We start from the raw sequence: 20,159 nt of genomic DNA on the forward strand, positions 1-20,159 counted from the left end.
AATATTTTAGGAACGCAATAAACAGGTGATTAATATATCAGGCGTTATTTTTATAAACAAAACAACAATTCATTAGCTTTTCCTGCCGTAATTTTTCCTAATTTACATTTCCTATTACAACCAGATTATGGATATCGGATTCAATATAAATGAAGATATAAACAAACAACTTGTTTATGAGCTGAATACCAGGCTCAAAAAAGTACATGAAGGCGGCGGCGAAAAGGCTGCAGCTAAACAAAAAGAAAAAGGAAAGATGCTGGCTCGCGAACGTGTGGCCTACTTAATTGATAAAGACAGGCCCTGGCTTGAAATTGGCGCGTTTACTGCCGATGACATGTACTCAGAGCATGGTGGTTGCCCCTCCGGAGGAGTGGTATGCGGTATAGGTTACATATCGGGCAGGCAATGTGTAATAGTAGCCAATGATGCCACGGTAAAGGCCGGGGCCTGGTTCCCTATAACGGCTAAAAAGAACCTGCGGGCGCAGGAGATAGCTATAGAGAACCGCTTGCCCATTATTTACCTGGTTGATTCGGCGGGCGTGTACCTGCCTTTACAGGATGAGATATTTCCGGATAAAGAACACTTTGGGCGTATATTCCGCAATAATGCCATCATGAGCAGTATGGGTATTATCCAGATTTCGGCCATTATGGGTTCATGTGTTGCGGGCGGGGCTTATCTGCCTATCATGAGCGATGAAGCCATGATCGTGGAGGGCACAGGTTCGGTTTTTTTAGCAGGATCTTACCTGGTAAAATCGGCCATAGGTGAGGATGTGGACAACGAAACCTTAGGAGGGGCAATTACACACTGCGAAATATCCGGCGTTACAGATTATAAGCAACCAAATGATCAGGCTTGTTTGGATTCAATCCGTAACATCATGAGCATGATTGGTGATTATAACAAGGCCGGGTTCGACAGAATTAAACCATTAGCTCCAAAGCTGAGCGAGAAGGAAATTTACGGTATACTGCCCGATAACCGCGAAAAGGCTTACGATATGCACGAGATTATATTGCGCCTGCTTGACGACTCGGCTTTTGAGGAATATAAAGAAGGCTATGGCAAATCTATCATTTGCGGCCTCGGCCGTATTGATGGCTGGGCGGTGGGTATCGTCGCTAACCAGCGCAAAGTGATCAAATCAAAAAAAGGAGAAATGCAGTTTGGCGGCGTTATTTATTCCGACTCCGCCGATAAGGCCACCCGCTTTATTATGAATTGCAATCAGAAGAAAATCCCGCTGGTCTTTTTACAGGATGTTACCGGCTTTATGGTAGGCAGCAGAAGTGAACAAGGAGGAATTATTAAGGACGGCGCTAAAATGGTGAACGCGGTTGCCAACTCTGTAGTGCCCAAATTCACCATTGTTATAGGTAATTCTTATGGGGCAGGTAATTATGCTATGTGCGGCAAAGCTTACGACCCAAGGCTCATTTATGCATGGCCATCGGCCAAAATTGCGGTTATGGGGGGCGGGCAAGCCGCCAAAACCCTGCTGCAGATACAAGCCGCCGGTTTAAAAGCCCGGGGCGAAGAAGTAGACGAGGTAAAAGAGGCCGAATTGCTGAAACAAATAACCGACCGATATAACGCCCAAACAACTCCTTACTATGCCGCTGCAAGGCTTTGGGTAGACGGTATTATTGATCCGCTGGAAACCCGAAAAGTGATATCCATGGGTATTGAAGCGGCAAATCATGCGCCGATAGAAAAGGCCTTTAATGTTGGGGTGATACAGACGTAAGTAAACAGATAACACTATAACTTTCAACATGTCATTGCGAGGAGGAACGACAAAGCAATCTCAAGGGACAGGAGGCAGACCTGTATAATGAGATTGCCACGCTACGCTCGCAATGACATACTTTATAATAATATTAAAATTCAGCTAATCAACGGTCATGAACGCAACAGTTAATGAAGTTTTAGCAATTACAGCAGGTGCTTTTCTCGCAGGAATTGGTGTGATAAAAATTTATTTACGTAAGCAGCTTCAAAAAATTGGAATCAAAGTCAACGGTGTTGTCATCAGAATAGACACCAACATAGGTATAGGTAAAAGAAATCTGTATTACCCTGTTTTTAGATTCGTTACTCTTGAAAATGAAATAATTGTCAAACGCGTAACATGGGGCTCTAATCCTTCAATATATAGTGAAGGTGAACATGTTGTAGTAATTTATGACCCAACTGATAAGAACCACTTTATCATAGATAAACTGGATATATACTGGCAATCGTTGGGTTTGCTTTGATATTAAGTGTAATTTTTGATTATATACTACATCAGGCATAATCAATAATCAAAATTTCTATCTTGAACTTATGAAAAAGCTACTACTCCCTTTTCTGTTTTTCTCGTTAAAACTCTCTGCTCAAAATGTACAACAAATTCATCAAAAAGCGATCCTGATTGATACGCATAACGATGTATTATCCAACCAGCTTATTACCAAATTTGATCTGGCTAAACGTCAAACCGAAGGAAATTTCGACCTGGTAAGGGCCAAAGAGGGTGGGCTTAAAGCGCAGATATTTTCTATCTGGTGCGGTGAAAAGTATGGTAAAGGAACAGCCTTCGCAATGGCTAACCGTGAAATTGATTCCTTGTATGCGCTTATTAAACGCAACCCAGATAAAATTGCCCTGGCCCGTAACAGTGCCGAACTGCAAAACATTGTTAAGCAAAAAAAGCTCGCCGCGCTGATAGGTGTGGAAGGTGGTCACATGATAGAGGACCGCATGGATTATATTGACAGTCTTGCCAAACGAGGTATGCGCTACCTAACCCTCACCTGGAATAACAGCACTTCCTGGGCAACATCCGCGCGCGACGAGGTCACCAAAAAAGACAGTCTGCCGCATTTAGGACTTAGCGACTATGGCAAACAGATTGTCCGCCACCTGAATGGGCTGGGTGTAATGGTCGATGTATCTCACGTAGGCGAACGTACATTTTACGATGTACTGGCCACTACAACCAAACCTGTAATAGCGTCACATAGCTGCGCCTATAGTATTGACCCAAACAGACGCAACTTAAAAGACGAACAACTAAAAGCGCTGGCTAAAAACGGGGGAGTAGTGTGTGTTAATTTTTACAGTGGCTTTGTAGACAGTGCTTATTCAGCAAAGGTTCAAAGTTTTGTTAAGCAGCATAAAGCAGAGCTGGATTCATTGGTGAAAATATATCACGATGTTGATTTGGCAACCATCAGGCTGAACACAATACACAAAACCGAATCGGAGCAATTAAGGCCGCCGCTGAGTATGCTCATTCACCATATTGATTATATCGTAAAACTGATAGGGGTTGACCATGTAGGTATAGGCTCTGATTTTGATGGTTCTGAATCTTTTCCGCAGGAGATGAATAGCGTTGCCGATTACCCTAAGATAACCGAAGAACTGCTTAAACTGCACTACAGCGAAAAGGATATTGATAAAATATTGGGCGGCAACGTGATGCGTGTGCTGAAAGCAAATGCCGGTAAATGATTATCTTTGTGTACCTAAATTAGTATATGTTAAAACCTTATCTTATCTTTTTATTTTTATTAATTATCGTACAAACGTCAGGAGCACAAGTCTATAAAGCCTACGTAACCACCGATGGTTCAAGAACCACAGATTCCTCGAAAGCCGTCTCTTATATTTTATACAAAAAAATGAAAGCGGATTCAGCCTGGGCAATGAGTCAGTATGATATGCAAGATACTTTAATGACGACAGGAACATTTAAAGATGAACAGTTGATGATTCCACATGGAAAATTCACTTTTTATCATTTTATTCGTCCGGCTGAACTACCGTTTTACAGTAGGAATACTACAAAAAAAAAGATTGTCTTTGAACGTGGCGGCAATTTTATTCAGGAAACAGGAATATATTTAAATGGAAAGAAGAATGGAACGTGGAAATCATACAGGCATGGAAACCTTGAATTTGTAAATACATATAAAAACAATATTCTTAACGGAAGGTATTTGAACTATCGAAGCGGTAAAATACTCATAGAAGGCAATTTCGTTAATAATAAACGGGAAGGAAATTGGAACTACTTATCTTACTATGGAGACACAATAAAGACCGACATTTACAGAAAAGGGGAATTTATAAGATCTATTTCTCATTTATATGATAAAAAGTTTAGATATCTAACAAATGTTAAAGGTTCTAAGTATGACATAATAAGATACTTGAACTCAAAATTATCCAAGAATAAATTCGATAGCATAGGTAAATACTATGCTTCGTATAGTTTTAATTTAACATCAGATGGAAAGCTGATTTCGCCAGTGGTTAATGAAAGTGCAGACAGTCAAATAGATAACGCAATTGTATCTGAAATAACTCTTGCTCCAAACTGGAAACCAGTTATACAATATCCAACAACAGAGTTGTTTTTATTAACACAGGCCCCCAATACCGATCTTAATGCAGCTAACAAGGGAGAAAAAAAAGGATACATCTACTTTGATCTTTTGATTAACGTAAATGAGTATGGAAAAATTGATATTTCATATTCGGAGAGAGGTTCTATATATAACTAATCAGCTAACAATGGCAGTATCCTGACCATTCCCACTTGTCTGATAACCGGATAAATGTTAAATTCGCATACATTTTTTAAAGATAATGTCTCAAGAAACTGAACACATCAAATGCCTTATCATAGGCTCTGGTCCTGCAGGTTATACTGCAGCAATATATGCTTCAAGGGCTGATTTAAAGCCCGTTATGTACACCGGTTTATTAGCCGGCGGACAGCTCACCCAAACCACCGAAGTGGAGAATTTTCCCGGTTATCCTGAAGGTATTATGGGGCCCGAATTAATGGAAGATTTCCGTAAACAAGCCGAGCGGCTGGGTACCGATATTCGTTTTGGCTATGTAAGTTCTGTTGATTTTACAAGCCTGCCACATAAAGTGGTAATTGATGATGTAAAAACCATCACGGCCGATACCGTAATTATTGCCACCGGGGCATCCGCCAAATGGCTGGGTCTGGAATCTGAAGAAAAATATAGCGGTTTTGGTGTTTCGGCCTGTGCCGTATGCGACGGGTTCTTTTTTAAAGGACAGGATGTTGCCATTGTTGGTGCCGGCGATACCGCTGCCGAAGAAGCTACCTATCTTGCTAAATTAACACGCAAGGTTTATATGATTGTTCGCAGGGATGAGTTCCGGGCTTCCAAAGCCATGGTACACCGCGTATTAAACACGCCGAACATCGAAATTTTATACAACACCGAAACCAAAGAAATACTGGGCGACGGACAAAGCGTAACCGGTGTTAAGGTTACCAACAACCAAACCAATGTTGATACAGATCTTGACGTTACCGGGTTCTTCGTGGCAATAGGCCACCATCCCAATACCGATATTTTCAAAGGCTGGTTAAACATGGACGAAACCGGTTATATCATAACCCGCCCCGGTTCAACAGAAACTAATGTAGAGGGCGTATTTTGCTGCGGCGACGCGCAGGATCATATCTATCGTCAGGCAGTTACGGCTGCAGGTACCGGTTGTATGGCGGCCATTGATGCCGAACGTTATCTGGCTGCTAAGGAGCACGTAGTTACCGCATAAGCCCCACCCAACTCTCTCCTTTAGGGAGAGGGCTTTAATGAAATTACAAAAAGAAGCTGTCAAAAGGGCAGCTTCTTTTGTTATAGGATGCTTTTTTGTGTATCTTAAAGACATGGGAGGCAAGGTAGTCTTTAAGGCATATGATCCGGACCAGTTAACGTTTTTACCGTATAAACTGGAAGAATTGGTACCGGCGGGTCATCCGGTACGGATAGTTAAACAGGTGGTTGACGCGGTCGATGTCAAGCCACTCAACCGGAAGTACAAAGGCGGCGGCGCGTCGAGTTTTCATCCCCGGCTGATGCTGAAACTGCTGGTTTATGGTTATCTGACCAATACGTATTCATCACGTAAACTGGAAGACCAGGCGGCACAGAACGTTCACTTCATGTGGTTATTGGGCATGAAAAAGCCCGACCACAATACCATCAACCGTTTTCGCAGTGAAAAGCTATCAGGGGTACTAAAGCAGATATTCTCACAGATCGTTCTTTTATTACAACAGGAAGGAATTGTATCATTGAAGGAGGCCGTTTTCACTGATGGCACCAAGATCGAATCGGTGGCGAACAAGTACACTTTTGTATGGGGTAAAAGCATAAAGAACAGTAAAGAGAAGATGAAAGCCCAGCTTGATGAGTTACGGGGCTATGCGCAAAGTATTGCTGCTGAAGAACTCAAAGACACCGCACCGCTGGAATACAGCGAGATCAACCCTGAGAAAGTGAAAGAAACGATCTCAAAGATCAACGCGGCATTGGAGGATAAGGAAGACGTGGCGGGGAAAGTAAAACAAAAGCTGAACTATGCAAAAAAGCATTGGCCGGAGAACCTGGCCAAATATGATGAACAGGAAAAGTTATTGGCTGGGCGTAACAGTATGTCAAAGACGGACCCGGATGCCACGTTCATGCGGATGAAAGAAGACCATATGCTGAATGGGCAACTCAAGCCTGCTTATAACCTGCAGATCTCCACCCAAGAGCAGTTCATTCTCAATTACACGCTGCACCAGACCCCGACCGATTACCAAACGCTACCATCACATATCGAACAGTACGAATCCCTTTATAAAGAACAGCCCAAAGCGATAGTTGCCGATGCAGGTTACGGCTCGGACGAGAACTATGGTGTGCTGCAGCAAAAAGGTATTGAAGCTTATATCAAATACAATACGTTCGACAAGGAACAAAAAGAAGGTATCAAAGCATTCAGTAACGATAGTCTGCATTATAACGAAGCGGATAACTATCTAACCTGCCCGATGGGCCAGCGCATGCACCATGTTGGCGACGGTCAGCGGATAACTTCTTCAGGTTTTCTGCAGTTGATCAGCCGCTATCAGGCGCAGAACTGTGAAGGCTGTCCGATGCGGGGCGTATGCCACCAAAACCCCGGCAACCGGATCGTCGAGATCAACCACAGTCTGAGAAAACATAAACAGGCAGCGACGGAAAGATTGAATACAGAACAGGGCATCAAATACCGAAAACGAAGACCCGCCGATGTGGAGCCGGTATTCGCACAACTGAAGCACAATCATGGTTTCAGACGATTCCTGTTGAAAGGAATGTCCAAAACAGAGGTAGAAATAGGGTTATTATCCATCGCTCATAACCTCAGAAAATGGAAAGCCTGAGAAAAAGGCTTTTATCTCCCCAAAGACAGCTGAACCAATCCAAAAAACAGAACAAACCAACACAGTCCGCCTTCCCTAATAGCTTATCTAAATCGCTCTAAATAAAAAAACCGCCTCATAATTGACTTATGAGACGGCTTCTTCTTGTTTCCTCCCCATGGGAAGGGTGCGGAAGCTTATGCGGGGGCAGTAACCAGCATTTAATCAAGGGGGCTAACACATTTTTTACACATCAAACTTCTTATATTTTTTTAAAAACTTATATATTCACCACTTAGTATTAACCTGATTAATAATTATGTACAAAAAAGCCCTCCTAATGCTGTTTGCTTCGCTTACAGTAAGTGTAACCGTAGTGGATGCACAGGATTCCGACCCTAATTTAGGCATCATCCCTGCACCTGTATCTGTAAAAAAAGCTCCCGGACAGTTTGTGCTGAGTGAGGAAACCATTATTCAGGCCGACACGCCATCGAATAGGGCGGTTTTGTTTTTTAATGATTATCTGGCCAATAATATGTATCATCGGAAAGGTGTTGTGGTAAAGGCAATGATGAAGAACCATAAAAATGCAAACCTGATCAGACTGACAGCGGCAGGTACGGATGGTTTGCCTGCAGAAGGTTATCGCTTAACCATTACGCCTGAGCAGGTAACAGTTGCCGGTAAAGGTTCAGGGCTTTTTTATGGTGTGCAAACGCTATTACAGCTAATGCCGCTGGAAAGAAGCGCTACGGCTAAATTACCTTGTGTGCAAATAGAGGATTATCCGCGTTTTGGTTACCGCGGGGCTATGCTTGATGTGGGCCGCCATTTTTTCTCTGTTGAAATGGTTAAAAAATACATCGACCTGCTGGCTGCTTATAAGCTCAATAATTTTCACTGGCATTTAACAGAAGATCAGGGCTGGCGTATCGAAATTAAAAAATACCCTAAGCTTACTCAAATAGGCAGTATGCGGGCACAAACGCTTATCGGCGGTTATCGCGACCGTACTCCGCAGCAGTTTGACAATACACCTTACGGTGGCTTTTATACCCAGGATCAGATTCGTGATGTGGTAAAATATGCAACTGCGAGGTATATCAATATTATACCCGAAATTGAAATGCCCGGCCACTCAACTGCAGCGCTGGCAGCCTATCCGGAATTGGGATGTGAGCCTGGCAAACCTTATAAGGTTACCGAAACCTGGGGCGTGTTAAAAGATATTTATTGCCCCACTGAAAAAACATTCAGCTTTTTGGAGGATGTTTTAACCGAAGTGATCGCGCTTTTCCCAAGCAAATACATTCATATAGGTGGTGATGAAGCTCCTAAGGATGCCTGGAAAAATTCGGCATTTTGCCAGCAACTCATCAAAAAACTTAACCTTAAAGACGAGCATGGACTGCAAAGCTATTTTATACAGCGCATTGAGAAGTTCCTGAACTCAAAAGGGCGCAGCATCATTGGTTGGGATGAGATACTGGAGGGGGGGCTTGCACCAAATGCTACCGTAATGAGCTGGAGGGGCGAAGATGGTGGTATAGCCGCTGCCCAGCAAAACCATAATGTGATCATGACACCAGGCAGTGCAGGTTTATATATCGACCATGGTCAGGGTAAACCAAGCCAGGAGCCACTGAGCATTGGCGGTAATGAGCCATTATCAAAAATTTACAGCTATAACCCAACTCCGGCTGTTTTAACACCGGAGCAACAAAAGTATATTGAAGGTGTACAGGCTAATTTATGGACGGAATATATACCAACTGATGCTAAGGTTGAGTATATGCTGCTGCCCCGTTTAATGGCCCTTTCAGAAGTGGCATGGTCGCCGCTGGCTAACAAAAACTTTAAGGACTTTTCAGAAACCCGCTTACCCGGTCATTTAGCCTGGCTCGATAAAAACAACATCAATTATCGCGTGCCCGTGGCAATTGGCGCTAAAGATACGGTAATGATAGGTTCGCAGTTGAACGCCACTTTAAGACCGTCTGTTGACGGAGCTAAGGTCTATTATACAATTGACGGTTACACTCCGCGCGAAACTGACCTGACCTACAATATCCCACTGAGCTTTCCTGTTCCGCAGGATCAGTACCGCGAGTTGCAAACCATTGTTATAACCCCATCTGGTAAAAGGAGTGTGGTGACACGTACCGTAGTTTACAATAAAGCCCCTTTTGCCCCCGTTAATTATATAGGGCAAACCACTGGCGTAAAATACAAGTTATTTGCAGGTACATACACGGCTACCGGCCAGCTGGAAAATGCTACGGTTGCAGATAGCGGCACTGTTAAAACTTTTAGCACGGTTGATTTTCGTAAAAATAAAGGGAAATATGGTGTAGTTTATTCGGGTTATATTAATATTGATGCTGATGGTAATTACGGTTTCTCAACACTGTCTGGTAACGGATCGGTTTTGCTGATAGATGACCAGGTGATAGTTGATAATGATGGCAAGCATGCAGTAAATGAGCAGGATGGCGCGGTACCATTATTAAAAGGATATCATAAATTTACTTTAAAATATGTTGATGCCGGTGGCCCGCCCGCATTAAAGGTATTTGTAAACGCTCCTGGCAAGCAAAAAGCCGAGCTAACAGCCGATACCTTATATAATTAATACCATTAAATAATGATTAACAGATTTTATCTTTTTGCGTTATTAATAGGTACTGCAATTGCCGGTTGCAGTGGCAACGAAACAAAAACCGCTGTAACGGCGCCTGCGCCCAAGAAACCCGAATTAATGGGGCCTTTCCGATTTCACAAGCTGATAGAGGTTTCTCCTGGGCAGAGCTATGATATACTGAGCTGGGGCCGTGGCTCGGTTGACGCGGGCGCTTTTATGATATTACACTCCGACTCATCGGCTATACAATACACCACCACTACCGGCGATCTGGATGGTACTATTGTTGATGTGTACAATGCCGACATGGACGTAGATGGTAACCCGGAGATACTGATACAGGCCAAATCAAAGGATACTACCAAGTACGCTACCATTTATGCTTTTGAGTTTAATAACAACAAAGCTAATAAACTCGATTTTCCAAGACTGAACAGTTCGCAGCGTAAAGGCTATCGCGGAAACGATAATTTTTATATCAGGGACGGTAAACTGATGCGCGAGTTCCCGATTTACAGCGGTACCGGTAAAGATGCCAAACCTACCGGCGCAAAGCGTCAGCTGGAATATGGCCTACGGAGCAACGAGTTCACTGTAAAACAGTTGAGCAAAGATTCAACCGATGTAGCTGATAAACCTGCCGCGAGCACACCGGCTAAAAGCGACGATAATAAAAGCACAGTTCAAAAATCTGATAACAAAAGCTCTTCTTCAAAATCTAACAAGAAGAAACGCAGAAGGCATAGAAATTAATAAGAAAGGAGGTATAGTAACCTCTGAAAAATATTTGTCATCCTGAGCGAAGCGAAGGATCTATTCGCAAATGTGCTATCGTAAAATAGATCCTTCGCTTCGCTCAGGATGACAAATTTAGAATATCGCTTTTCTTCAACACCGAATTATCCAACAATCTCCAGATCGCTGAGCTGGTTATTTATAAACTCCATTTCTTCACCATTAATATGAATGTCAATGGCTTTGGCATTTTGTTTGGCTTGCTCGGCGTTGCGGGCGCCAACCAATGCAATGGTAATACCAGGGTGGTTAATAGTCCAGCGGATCACTAATTGGCCCAAGGTGGCATTCTTTTCATCGGCCAATGGTTTTATTTTTGCCAGGAACTCATTAGTGCGCCTGATGTTTTCTTCCTTAAAGTATTTATTGCCGGCACGGTGGTCGCCCTCGCCAAAGGTTTGGCCGGGTTTTAGTTTACCAGTAAGCAGGCCGCGTTCCATCGGGCTATAGGCCAGTATGGCTTTTTTATTTTCAATGCAATAGGGAATCAGTTCATCCTCAATACCCCGGTTTACCATACTGAAAGGTACCTGGTTTGATGCCAGCTTAATTACTTTTTCGGCAATGGCCATTTGTTTTACATCGTAATTGCTCACACCGGCTTCGCGTATTTTCCCCTGCTCTTTAAGGCGCAGTATAGCCTCCATGGTTTCTTCAATAGGCGTGGTGCTATCGGGCCAGTGGATCTGATAAAGGTCAATATAATCTGTATCCAGGCGTTTAAGGCTGTTTTCGCATTCTAAAATGATGCTTTCCTTGCCGGCATACTTATAAATATCAATGTCATTACCATTATTATCCTGGCTTTTGAAAAAGAAGTCACCTTTGGCAAAATCCCAGCGCATGCCAAACTTGGTCAATATCTGAACCTTATCGCGTTGCAGGCCTTTAATGGCTTCGCCAACCAGCTCTTCGCTTTTGCCCTGCCCGTAAATAGGTGCAGTATCAATAGAGGTAATACCAAGGTCATAAGCGGCACGCATGGCTTCAATAGCTTCCTTATCGTCGTTACCGCCCCACATCCATCCGCCGGCTGCCCAGGCGCCGAAAGTTATTGCCGAAACCGCCAGCTTAGTCTCTCCTAATCGTCTAAATTCCATAGTTAAATAAGTAGAATGTATAGTTTAAAAATCAACAGCAAAATGTAGTTAATTATTCAAATTATAAAATTATTTAACGAGAGAAATCATGTCTTTTGCGTTCTGCACACCAACCGCATCAAAATCATTGTTAAAATAAAACCAGCCCTCGAGAGTATGGTGGTTTTGCTTTACCGCATCTGCTACTTTCTGCAGAAAATCCATAGCATAAGGCGACCGGTACAACACAGGCACACCATGAAAACGGTAATAAACTATCGGGGTATTCTGTATCACATCATCGGGCAGGGTTGGGTGACTCATGCCGCAAAAAGTGATTTTATGTTTGGCCAGTTTCTGATAAACATCATTGTTCCACCAGCTAACATGACGCAGCTCCAGCACGTTTTTAAATGCGGGGCTTAGGCTGTTGATAATACGGTCAAGCCTTTCTTCGTCATAACTAAAACTGGGCGGCAACTGGAAAAGCACTGGACCAAGCTTTTCCTGCAGACCATTATTAATGGTGTCATAAAAGCTGGTAATAAGATCGGTAGTATCATTGAATTTCTTATAATGGGTGATAGCCCGGGGGGCCTTCACCGCGAAACGAAAATCTGCCGGGCTTTTAGCGTACCATGTTTGCAAGAATGAAAGTTGGGGAAATCGATAAAAGGTAACATTCAGTTCCAATGTTTTAAAATGTTCGCAGTAAAAATCAAACCATTTACGCTGCGGTAACCCCTCCGGGTAAAATCTGCCTTTCCAATCCTTATAATGAAATCCTGAACATCCAATATGCCAATCCATTTACAAAACCTTTTATTGATAAGAAGGATAAGGGCGATTTGTTTGATAACGCAACGAGATCTCGCGGCAGTGGTAAGCCCAATTCTGCACATCTAAAATAAAATCTGCACATTTGTATATCTGCCAATTGCACGTATAAAATATGCACTTTATATATCCGGCTTTTTTATTTGCATTACTCACGTTAGTTATTCCGGTTATCATTCATTTGTTCAACTTTCGAAAATTTCAGAAAGTGAATTTCAGCAATGTGCAGTTTTTAAAGGAGATACAGGAACAGCAGGCATCGCGCAGAAATTTAAAAGAACGGCTGATATTGGCCGCAAGGTTATTGGCTTTACTTTTCCTGGTGCTGGCCTTTGCCCGGCCTTATCTGCCCGGACAAAACACTGGCAATACAGGCCGACAGAATGCAGTAAGTGTTTTTGTTGATAATTCTTATAGCATGCAAACCCTTAACCGTGAGGGTTCATTGTTGGATGATGCCAAACAGAAAGCAAAGGAAATAGCAACGGCTTATAATATTAATGATCGCTTTCAGCTGCTTACGCAGGATTTTGAGGGGAAGCACCAGCGCTTGCTAAGTCGCGATGAATTTAATGACGCGGTTGACCAGGTAAAGATCAGTCCGCAGAGCCGTAGTTTGCAGCAGATTATCAGCCGTCAGCAAAATTTGCTTGCTACACAGCCCGGCGCTACCAAATCGGTATATATTATTTCAGACTTCCAGAAAAACATGGCTGATAAACCGTTAAAAACGGATAGCAGCATTGCCATCAGCCTGATACAACTTAAAGCGGGTAACCTGCCTAATGTGGCGGTTGATTCTGTATGGCTGCTTAGCGCGGTGCATCGCCCGGGCGAAAGCGAAAAACTGGTGGTTCGCCTGCATAATTATGCGGGTGAAAATGCCAATAAAATTCCGCTGAAGGTTTTAATAAACGGAGCTCAAAAAGCATTAGGCAGTTATTCTATCCCGGCCCGGTCGGTACAAAATGATACGCTCACGTTTATAGGCCTGCAAGAGGGTTGGCAGCAGGGGAGGGTGGAGCTGCAGGATAACCCGGTTACATTTGATAATCAATTCTATTTCAGCTTTAACGTAAGTAATCAACTACCCGTATTGCTGATAGATGGCGGAACCCCCAGTCCATACCTAAAAGCGGTTTTTACTGCCGATCCATTTTTTAATATCCACCGTGCGCCCGATGGGAATGTAGATTACGCCGGTTTGGGGAGCCTGCCTATTGTGGTGATCAGCGATGTGAGAGCTGTTTCTACAGGTTTGGCGCAACAGCTAAAAACATATGTTGCCAAAGGTGGTACATTGGTTGTTTTCCCGCCAGCAGATGCCGACTTGGCCAGCTATCGTGGGTTTCTGCAAGCGATGAACGCTGCCTATCCCGAAAAATTAATAACAGGGGCCACCAAAGTAGCTGCTCTTAACAGGCAGAGCCCGGTGTTTAAGAATGTGTTTGAACATTTTCCGGAGAATCCTGACTTGCCATCGGTAAGTAAATATTATCAGCTTAGCAGGGCGCATGGTGTAGAGGATAATTTAATGCGGTTAACCGGCGGCCAAACTTTCTGGGCCGGTTATAATCATGATAAGGGTCGGGTTTATGTGGCGGCAGTGCCACTTGACGAGACATACAGTAACCTGCCCCGGCATGCGCTGTTTGTGCCAACCTTGCTGCGGATAGCCTTGTTGAGTGGGCATGATCTACCGCTTTTTTATACATTAGGACAGGATGAAACCTTAGAAATTCCTCCGGTGCAGGTGACCGAAAAACAGCTGCTGAAGCTGACAAAAGGTGATCAGAGTACTATTCCCGATGTGAAACAGCAGGAAGGGAGCACGCTTTTGTACCTGTCAGACCAATTACACGACACCGGCATTTATACCTTGAAAAAACAAGACAGCACACTGGCAACGCTGGCCTTTAACGATAACAGGGCCGAATCTGACATGAGTTATTTGAACCAGGCTACCTTAAAGGAACTGATGCCAAAGTCAACTGCCTTATTAACAGGTAGTAACATTTCATTAAAAGGTATTGTTAACGAAACAAATTTTGGCACACAATTATGGAAACTTTGTATAATTTTGGCATTGATTTTTCTGGCGACCGAAATTTTGCTCATCAGGTATTTTAAGCCCGATAAACAAACAGCCGGGCAGCCTGTTTAATCAATACAAAATCCTTAAAGCAGTGCTAATGAATTTGCTTATCAAATCTGCCACTATTCTTGATCCCGGATCACCTTTTCATCAACAAGTTGCCGATATATTAATCGAAAATGGGGTAATCACCCGTATTGCTGAAGAGGTTGAGGCTGATGCCGAACTGATTGATGCCGAAGGTAAATATGTATCACCCGGCTTTTTCGATCTGAATTGCAATATCGGTGAGTTGGGCCTCGAAACAAAGGAGGATATGTATTCCGGAACGCGGGCGGCCGCAGCAGGTGGTTTTACCGGCGTAGCGCTTATGCCCAATACCAATCCGCCTGCACATTCTAAAGCCGAAATAGAATATTTGCTTAACCGGGCAAAAAATAACCTGGTTGAAGTATATCCTTTAGGAACTATATCGCACAAACGCGAGGGTAAAGATCTTGCCGAAATGTATGATATGTACCTGAGCGGCGCCAAAGCTTTTACCGATGGTAATCGCCCGGTGCAGGATGCCGGCCTCATGGAACGCGCCCTGTTATACGCTCAGGGTTTTGATGCGCTGGTGTTTTCATACCCGGAGGATACAGCTATAGCCGGTAAAGCCAAGGTAAATGAAGGCGAGATCAGCACCCTGTTGGGTATGAAAGGCATCCCGTCGCTGGCCGAAGAACTGATGATAGCACGTGACCTTTACCTGGCCGAATACACGGTGTCAAAAATACATTTCAGCACCATATCAACCGCCCGGTCGGTAGAGCTGATACGCGAGGCAAAACGAAAAGGCCTTGAGGTAACCTGCGATGTAGCCGCTCATCACCTGGTACTTACAGACGAGGCATTGATGGGGTTTGATAGTATGTATAAAGTAAAACCACCGCTACGTACCAAAGATGATGTTACAGCGTTGATAAAAGGGCTTAAAGACGGTACCATTGATGCCATAGTAACGCAGCATACCCCGCACGAGGTAGAATTTAAAGATGTGGAGTTTGAAATGGCCGAATATGGTATCGTAGGCTTGCAAACGGCTCTTCCGCTGGCACTCAGGTCTGGCTTAACGGTAGAACTGCTGGTTGATAAACTGGCCATTAACCCGCGTGAGATACTGGGAGTTGCCGTACCGGTTATTGCCGAAGGCGAGCGGGCCAATTTGGTACTTTTTGATGTGGACACGGAATGGGAATATACTGGTAAAAGCAATCGTTCCAAATCAGTTAATTCACCATTTATAGGAAAAAAATTAAAGGGTAAAGTATTACTGACATATAATAATCAACAAATTTTTAAATAAAAATCATGATAGATCCTAAAATAGAAACTGCCTTTGAGGCTGCTTTAGAGGCTTTTTCTAAATATAATAGCTTTGATGCTACTTCACTTAATAATGAATTTGGTGAAGTTTTTGCGTCAGACGAAGACTTTTTGAGCAAAGTAGATGCTTTGGACCAAGTATTTGATAACCATCCGGCGGTTGAATCATTGCGCGAGGTGTTTTTTGATCTGCTGATGATCAACTTTTTTAGCGCGGATGTTAAAAAGCTGGAAGAGGATTACCTGGATACTCCTGAATGGGAAGATATCGAAGAGCAAACCCTTGACCGCGGTACCGAGCTGCTGAACTTGCTATTATACCTCAACGAATGCGAGGATGAAGATATTGAGCCGGAACTGGAAGATTACCTTAAAGAGTTTTTACTGGTGGATGAGGATGAGTTTCAGGACGAATACCGCATTTATGAGCCTGTAATTGCCAACCAGATATTGATTGAAAGCCCGGTCGCAGAGATCAGCAAAGTAGCCAAAAGCCTTCCTGAAGATTCAGAATTGAAAGAGTTGTTTTATCCACTGATGTGCTTTTTTCAAAATATTGATCCTTCAGCCGACGAGAAAAATGCAATTGCTGCTAATGCCATCGATAAAGAGTTTGATATGGCCGTGTTGGAGATACTGGTTAATTTTCAATAATACCCATTAGTTAATCTACATTTACTAAACTATGGCTATTGAAATTGATAATAAAAAGCTGCGGGTTACCGGCATCACTTTTGGATTATTACTGGGACTTGCGCTGACCATATTGAGTATTTTATCATTTTACATCATGATATCCATATCATCTGTGATCCTGATATCGTCGGTTCCGTTTATATTTTCGGTATTGTTACCAATTGTGCTGGTTGTGATCTTATGTTTTAATTTCAGGAGAAGGATAGGCGGGTTCTGGACGTTCAAACAGGCGGCTACCGGTATATTTATCATGTTCCTTACCGCTTTCGTGGTGCAATTTGTATTGAGAGATCAGGTGTTTGCTAAAGTTATTGAGCCTGATATGGTGCAAAAAACGCAAACAGCTATGACTAATGCTGTATCAAAGTTCCTTCACGAGAGCAAAGCAAGTCAGGATGATATTGATAAAAAGATGGATGACATCCAAAAACAATTTGAATCTCAAAAAGAAGTTACCATAGGCAAGCAGATCCAGGGAGTTTGTTTCTCCATTATCTTTATGTTTGTATTAGCCCTTATTTTCGCTGCTTTCTTTAAAAAAGAGGTGCATATATATAATCCGGGTGTTGATATTACGAATCGTTAAAAACAAAATATATTGTCAAAAGCGGCCTTTCTCACCGGGAAAGGCCGCTTTTGTTTTCAGGCGTTTTGGTAACCGTTAATTTACAGCAGATAAGCGTTTATTATGGTTGTATAAAAAAATATTGGTTAATTTTAAATTATATCATTAAACCAATAATTATGAAAACCCAAACACCTAATCCAAACAGTGCAGCAATTAAATGGGCTGTAATCAATTTAGTCACCACTATTATCCTTACTTATGGCATACAGTCGTTGAATATGGATCCTAACTCATCATTAAAATATATAGGGTATCTGCCTTTTATTTTATTTTTGATACTCACACAAAAGGAATTCCAGGAGCAGCTTGGTGGTTATATAACTTTTGGACAGGCATTTACCGCGGGGCTATGGTATGCTATATTTACAAGTTTACTGCTTGCTGTTTTCATATACCTATACCTCGCCGTATTAAGCCCTGATGTGTTTGATAAATCATTGGCAGTATCCCAAAGCCAAATGGCCGAAAAAGGCATGTCGCAGGAACAAATTGATAAGGCGATGGGGATAGCCAAGAAATATGGGCCAATCATTGCAGCTGTTGGCACAGTAATCATAGATATTATTTTCGGCATAATAGTCAGTTTAATAGGCGCCGCTATTGTGAAAAAGGAACGTTCACCGTTTGATACACCCGATGCAGATTACAAGGATCCTGAACCCACAGTTTAGATAAATAACCATAAACAGGAAAGGCCTTTTCAATCGAAAAGGCCTTTCCTGTTTATAATTGTATCTTTTAATAATCTACGCAGTAGCAACCAGTTTGCTGATGCTTCTGTAAACGTAATCGTTATAAATATGTCTGCGGGCAAATCTTCCCGGCGAATCGGCATTGATCAGCTTTACGTAAACCGCCTTTGGTACGTCAAAGTATTCGTAAGTATTACCATCGGCAAAGCTTATTTTCAGCACCTGCGATTTGTATTCAAAATCGGCAATACTTGAAGTTGTGGTTGTAATAGTGTACTCAGCAAACGACTGGCTGCGCGTTTCGGGTGCTATACTTACCAAAAAATGGTAGGCTTCAATAATGGTTTTGCTTTTTTCTTCGGCCTCCAGTTTGCTTTCCGGACTATCCTGAAATTTATCGGGATGCCAGGCTTTCATTAAGCTCCTGTAAACTGTTTTTAATTCCTGTAGTTCGGCTGCTTCATTTACGCCTAAAAGCTTTCTGTAATCGACAATTTTTTTCATTCTGTTTTATGTTGTTTTATTGTCGTTGAAGAATTAAGCAAATGAATGTTGCGCCCTTTCAAGAAAATAATCGCGCAAAGGTACGGTTTTTCGGTCAGGAAAAATCGGGTGCCGATAAAGTTAAGGTAAAGCATGGGTTATGAAATGATTTAAGCACTGGCTTTAGCTTAAATTCTGATTACAGCGTCAAAAACAAAACAGCCCCGGAAAATAAAATCCCGGGGCTGCATATATCCTGTTAATCAGGGGGTTATTTTTTCATTACCTGTTTTACAATATCATTACCAAAAACAAATACCATCAGGGTAACCAATATTACAAAGCCAACTATCTGGGCGCGTTCTAAAAACTTATCGCTTAGCGGTTTGCCCTTTATCATTTCAATAATCAGGAATACAGCATGGCCGCCATCAAGCGCGGGGATAGGCAGCAGGTTCATGAGGGCAAGCACCATTGATAAAAAGCCTACCAGGCTCCAGAAGTGTACCCAGTCTACATGGCTGCCAAACAGGTTGGCAATAGCAACCGGACCGCTCACCGCTTTGCTGAATTTAACATCGCCCTTGAATATTTTACCCAGGCCCTTGGCATTATCGGTAAAAGTTCCCCAGGCCCTTGACGCGCCAATGGGAAGGGAGCCAAAAAAGCCATAATAAATGGTTTTTACCTGTGGAAAACCTTCTTTTGACCGGGCAAAGCCGATAGTTCCGTCTCCATTAACCTGAATTTTAAGCGGAACCAGGGCATTGTTACGTTTCGCGGTAACATCAGCCACTTTACCTTTAGCATTTAGTAAGGCAACCTGTAATTGATCCCAGAAAGCGATAGACTGGCCATTAACAGCTACTACGCTATCGCCTTTTTGCAAGCCGCCCTTCAGCGAGTTCCCATATACCGAATCAACCGAAAATTTGATGCGGGGAATACGGCTGATAAATTCTTCAATGCCGTGATCCGACAGATCATTCAGTATAGTACGCGGTATAGTTACACTTACATGCTCGGTGCCGCGTTCAATGCTGAAAACGGTGTTTTCAAGCAATACTTTCGGACTGGTAAGGTCGTCAAAACGCTCAACGGCTTTGCCATTAATGGCAACAATTTTATCGCCGGGCAACAGGCCTATTTTTTTACCAACCTCACCCGGTACAATACCATATTTCGCGGCTGAGTTAGGTATGTAACTATCGCCAAAACGCATGGTAAGCACCCAGAATATCAATATACCCAGTATAATATTTACAGTAACACCGCCAAGCATTACAATTAAGCGCTGCCAGGCGGGTTTTGAACGGAACTCCCACGGTTGCGGCGGACCGGCAAGCTGATCGGTATCCATTGATTCGTCAATCATGCCGGCAATTTTAACATAGCCACCCAAAGGGAGCCAGCCAATGCCATATTCAACACCTTTATAAGTAAATTTAAATAAGCTTATGTTCCATGCATCAAAAAAGAGGTAAAACTTCTCTACCTTAATGCCAAAAGCACGCGCTGCCAAAAAATGTCCCAGCTCGTGCAGGATTATTAAAATTGAAAGGCCCAGTATCAGCTGGCCCACCATGATCACTATGCTCATTATCTGCGTTTATGTAA

Annotated in this window: 17 protein-coding genes; 13 read left to right on the forward strand and 4 right to left on the reverse strand. The window is 42.9% G+C overall.

What is annotated here, in order from left to right; translation table 11 throughout:
* The first annotated feature begins 127 nt into the window (after window positions 1-127).
* The 8 genes from SNE25_RS15010 (at window position 128) to SNE25_RS15045 (ending at window position 10,622) form a co-directional block, all read left to right on the forward strand.
* Complete coding sequence (locus SNE25_RS15010; protein ID WP_321565919.1) at window positions 128-1,756, forward strand: acyl-CoA carboxylase subunit beta; 1,629 nt, start codon at window positions 128-130, stop codon at window positions 1,754-1,756.
* A 157-nt stretch (window positions 1,757-1,913) separates the two neighbouring features.
* On the forward strand, window positions 1,914-2,267 hold the full coding sequence (locus SNE25_RS15015; protein ID WP_321565920.1) for a DUF3592 domain-containing protein: 354 nt from the start codon (window positions 1,914-1,916) through the stop codon (window positions 2,265-2,267).
* Between the two features lie 70 nt (window positions 2,268-2,337).
* On the forward strand, window positions 2,338-3,510 hold the full coding sequence (locus SNE25_RS15020; protein ID WP_321565921.1) for a dipeptidase: 1,173 nt from the start codon (window positions 2,338-2,340) through the stop codon (window positions 3,508-3,510).
* A 170-nt stretch (window positions 3,511-3,680) separates the two neighbouring features.
* Entirely contained in the window at window positions 3,681-4,565 is an 885-nt protein-coding gene (locus tag SNE25_RS15025; protein WP_321565922.1) for a toxin-antitoxin system YwqK family antitoxin, read from the forward strand.
* 85 nt (window positions 4,566-4,650) lie between these two features.
* Window positions 4,651-5,607 carry a thioredoxin-disulfide reductase gene (gene trxB, locus SNE25_RS15030; protein WP_321565923.1) on the forward strand — a complete coding sequence of 319 codons (957 nt, stop codon included), beginning with the start codon at window positions 4,651-4,653 and terminating at the stop codon, window positions 5,605-5,607.
* 112 nt (window positions 5,608-5,719) lie between these two features.
* Entirely contained in the window at window positions 5,720-7,246 is a 1,527-nt protein-coding gene (locus SNE25_RS15035) for an IS1182 family transposase (protein ID WP_321566227.1), read from the forward strand.
* Window positions 7,247-7,544: 298 nt separating this feature from the next.
* Window positions 7,545-9,860, forward strand: a complete 2,316-nt coding sequence (locus SNE25_RS15040) for a family 20 glycosylhydrolase (protein ID WP_321565924.1) — start codon at window positions 7,545-7,547, stop codon at window positions 9,858-9,860.
* A 12-nt stretch (window positions 9,861-9,872) separates the two neighbouring features.
* Complete coding sequence (locus SNE25_RS15045) at window positions 9,873-10,622, forward strand: hypothetical protein (RefSeq protein WP_321565925.1); 750 nt, start codon at window positions 9,873-9,875, stop codon at window positions 10,620-10,622.
* A 146-nt stretch (window positions 10,623-10,768) separates the two neighbouring features.
* Here the strand turns inward: SNE25_RS15045 and SNE25_RS15050 are convergent, their stop codons facing one another.
* Window positions 10,769-11,764, reverse strand: a complete 996-nt coding sequence (locus tag SNE25_RS15050; protein WP_321565926.1) for an aldo/keto reductase — start codon at window positions 11,762-11,764, stop codon at window positions 10,769-10,771.
* A 69-nt stretch (window positions 11,765-11,833) separates the two neighbouring features.
* Window positions 11,834-12,553, reverse strand: coding sequence for a DUF72 domain-containing protein (locus SNE25_RS15055; RefSeq protein WP_321565927.1), 720 nt, complete (start codon window positions 12,551-12,553; stop codon window positions 11,834-11,836).
* Window positions 12,554-12,695: 142 nt separating this feature from the next.
* Here SNE25_RS15055 and SNE25_RS15060 point away from each other — a divergent pair, with 142 nt between their 5' ends.
* From SNE25_RS15060 to SNE25_RS15080, 5 genes are all read left to right on the forward strand, one after another.
* On the forward strand, window positions 12,696-14,744 hold the full coding sequence (locus SNE25_RS15060; RefSeq protein ID WP_321565928.1) for a BatA domain-containing protein: 2,049 nt from the start codon (window positions 12,696-12,698) through the stop codon (window positions 14,742-14,744).
* 28 nt (window positions 14,745-14,772) lie between these two features.
* A complete protein-coding gene (locus SNE25_RS15065) occupies window positions 14,773-16,023 on the forward strand; it encodes a dihydroorotase (protein WP_321565929.1) in 1,251 nt (416 codons plus the stop codon).
* Between the two features lie 5 nt (window positions 16,024-16,028).
* The gene (locus tag SNE25_RS15070) at window positions 16,029-16,697 is read left to right on the forward strand and encodes a hypothetical protein (protein ID WP_321565930.1); all 669 of its coding nucleotides are present in this window, start codon (window positions 16,029-16,031) and stop codon (window positions 16,695-16,697) included.
* A 31-nt stretch (window positions 16,698-16,728) separates the two neighbouring features.
* Window positions 16,729-17,325: a DUF4199 domain-containing protein gene (locus SNE25_RS15075; RefSeq protein WP_321565931.1), complete on the forward strand. Its 597-nt coding sequence runs from the start codon at window positions 16,729-16,731 to the stop codon at window positions 17,323-17,325.
* A gap of 158 nt (window positions 17,326-17,483) precedes the next feature.
* Entirely contained in the window at window positions 17,484-18,038 is a 555-nt protein-coding gene (locus SNE25_RS15080) for a DUF4199 domain-containing protein (protein ID WP_321565932.1), read from the forward strand.
* Window positions 18,039-18,113: 75 nt separating this feature from the next.
* Here the strand turns inward: SNE25_RS15080 and SNE25_RS15085 are convergent, their stop codons facing one another.
* Both SNE25_RS15085 and rseP read right to left on the reverse strand, forming a co-directional pair.
* Window positions 18,114-18,563, reverse strand: a complete 450-nt coding sequence (locus SNE25_RS15085) for a KTSC domain-containing protein (RefSeq protein ID WP_321565933.1) — start codon at window positions 18,561-18,563, stop codon at window positions 18,114-18,116.
* A gap of 250 nt (window positions 18,564-18,813) precedes the next feature.
* Complete coding sequence (gene rseP / locus SNE25_RS15090; protein WP_321565934.1) at window positions 18,814-20,142, reverse strand: RIP metalloprotease RseP; 1,329 nt, start codon at window positions 20,140-20,142, stop codon at window positions 18,814-18,816.
* Between the last annotated feature and the right edge of the window lie 17 nt (window positions 20,143-20,159).

The organism is Mucilaginibacter sabulilitoris, assembly GCF_034262375.1.
GTDB classification, from domain to species: domain Bacteria; phylum Bacteroidota; class Bacteroidia; order Sphingobacteriales; family Sphingobacteriaceae; genus Mucilaginibacter; species Mucilaginibacter sabulilitoris.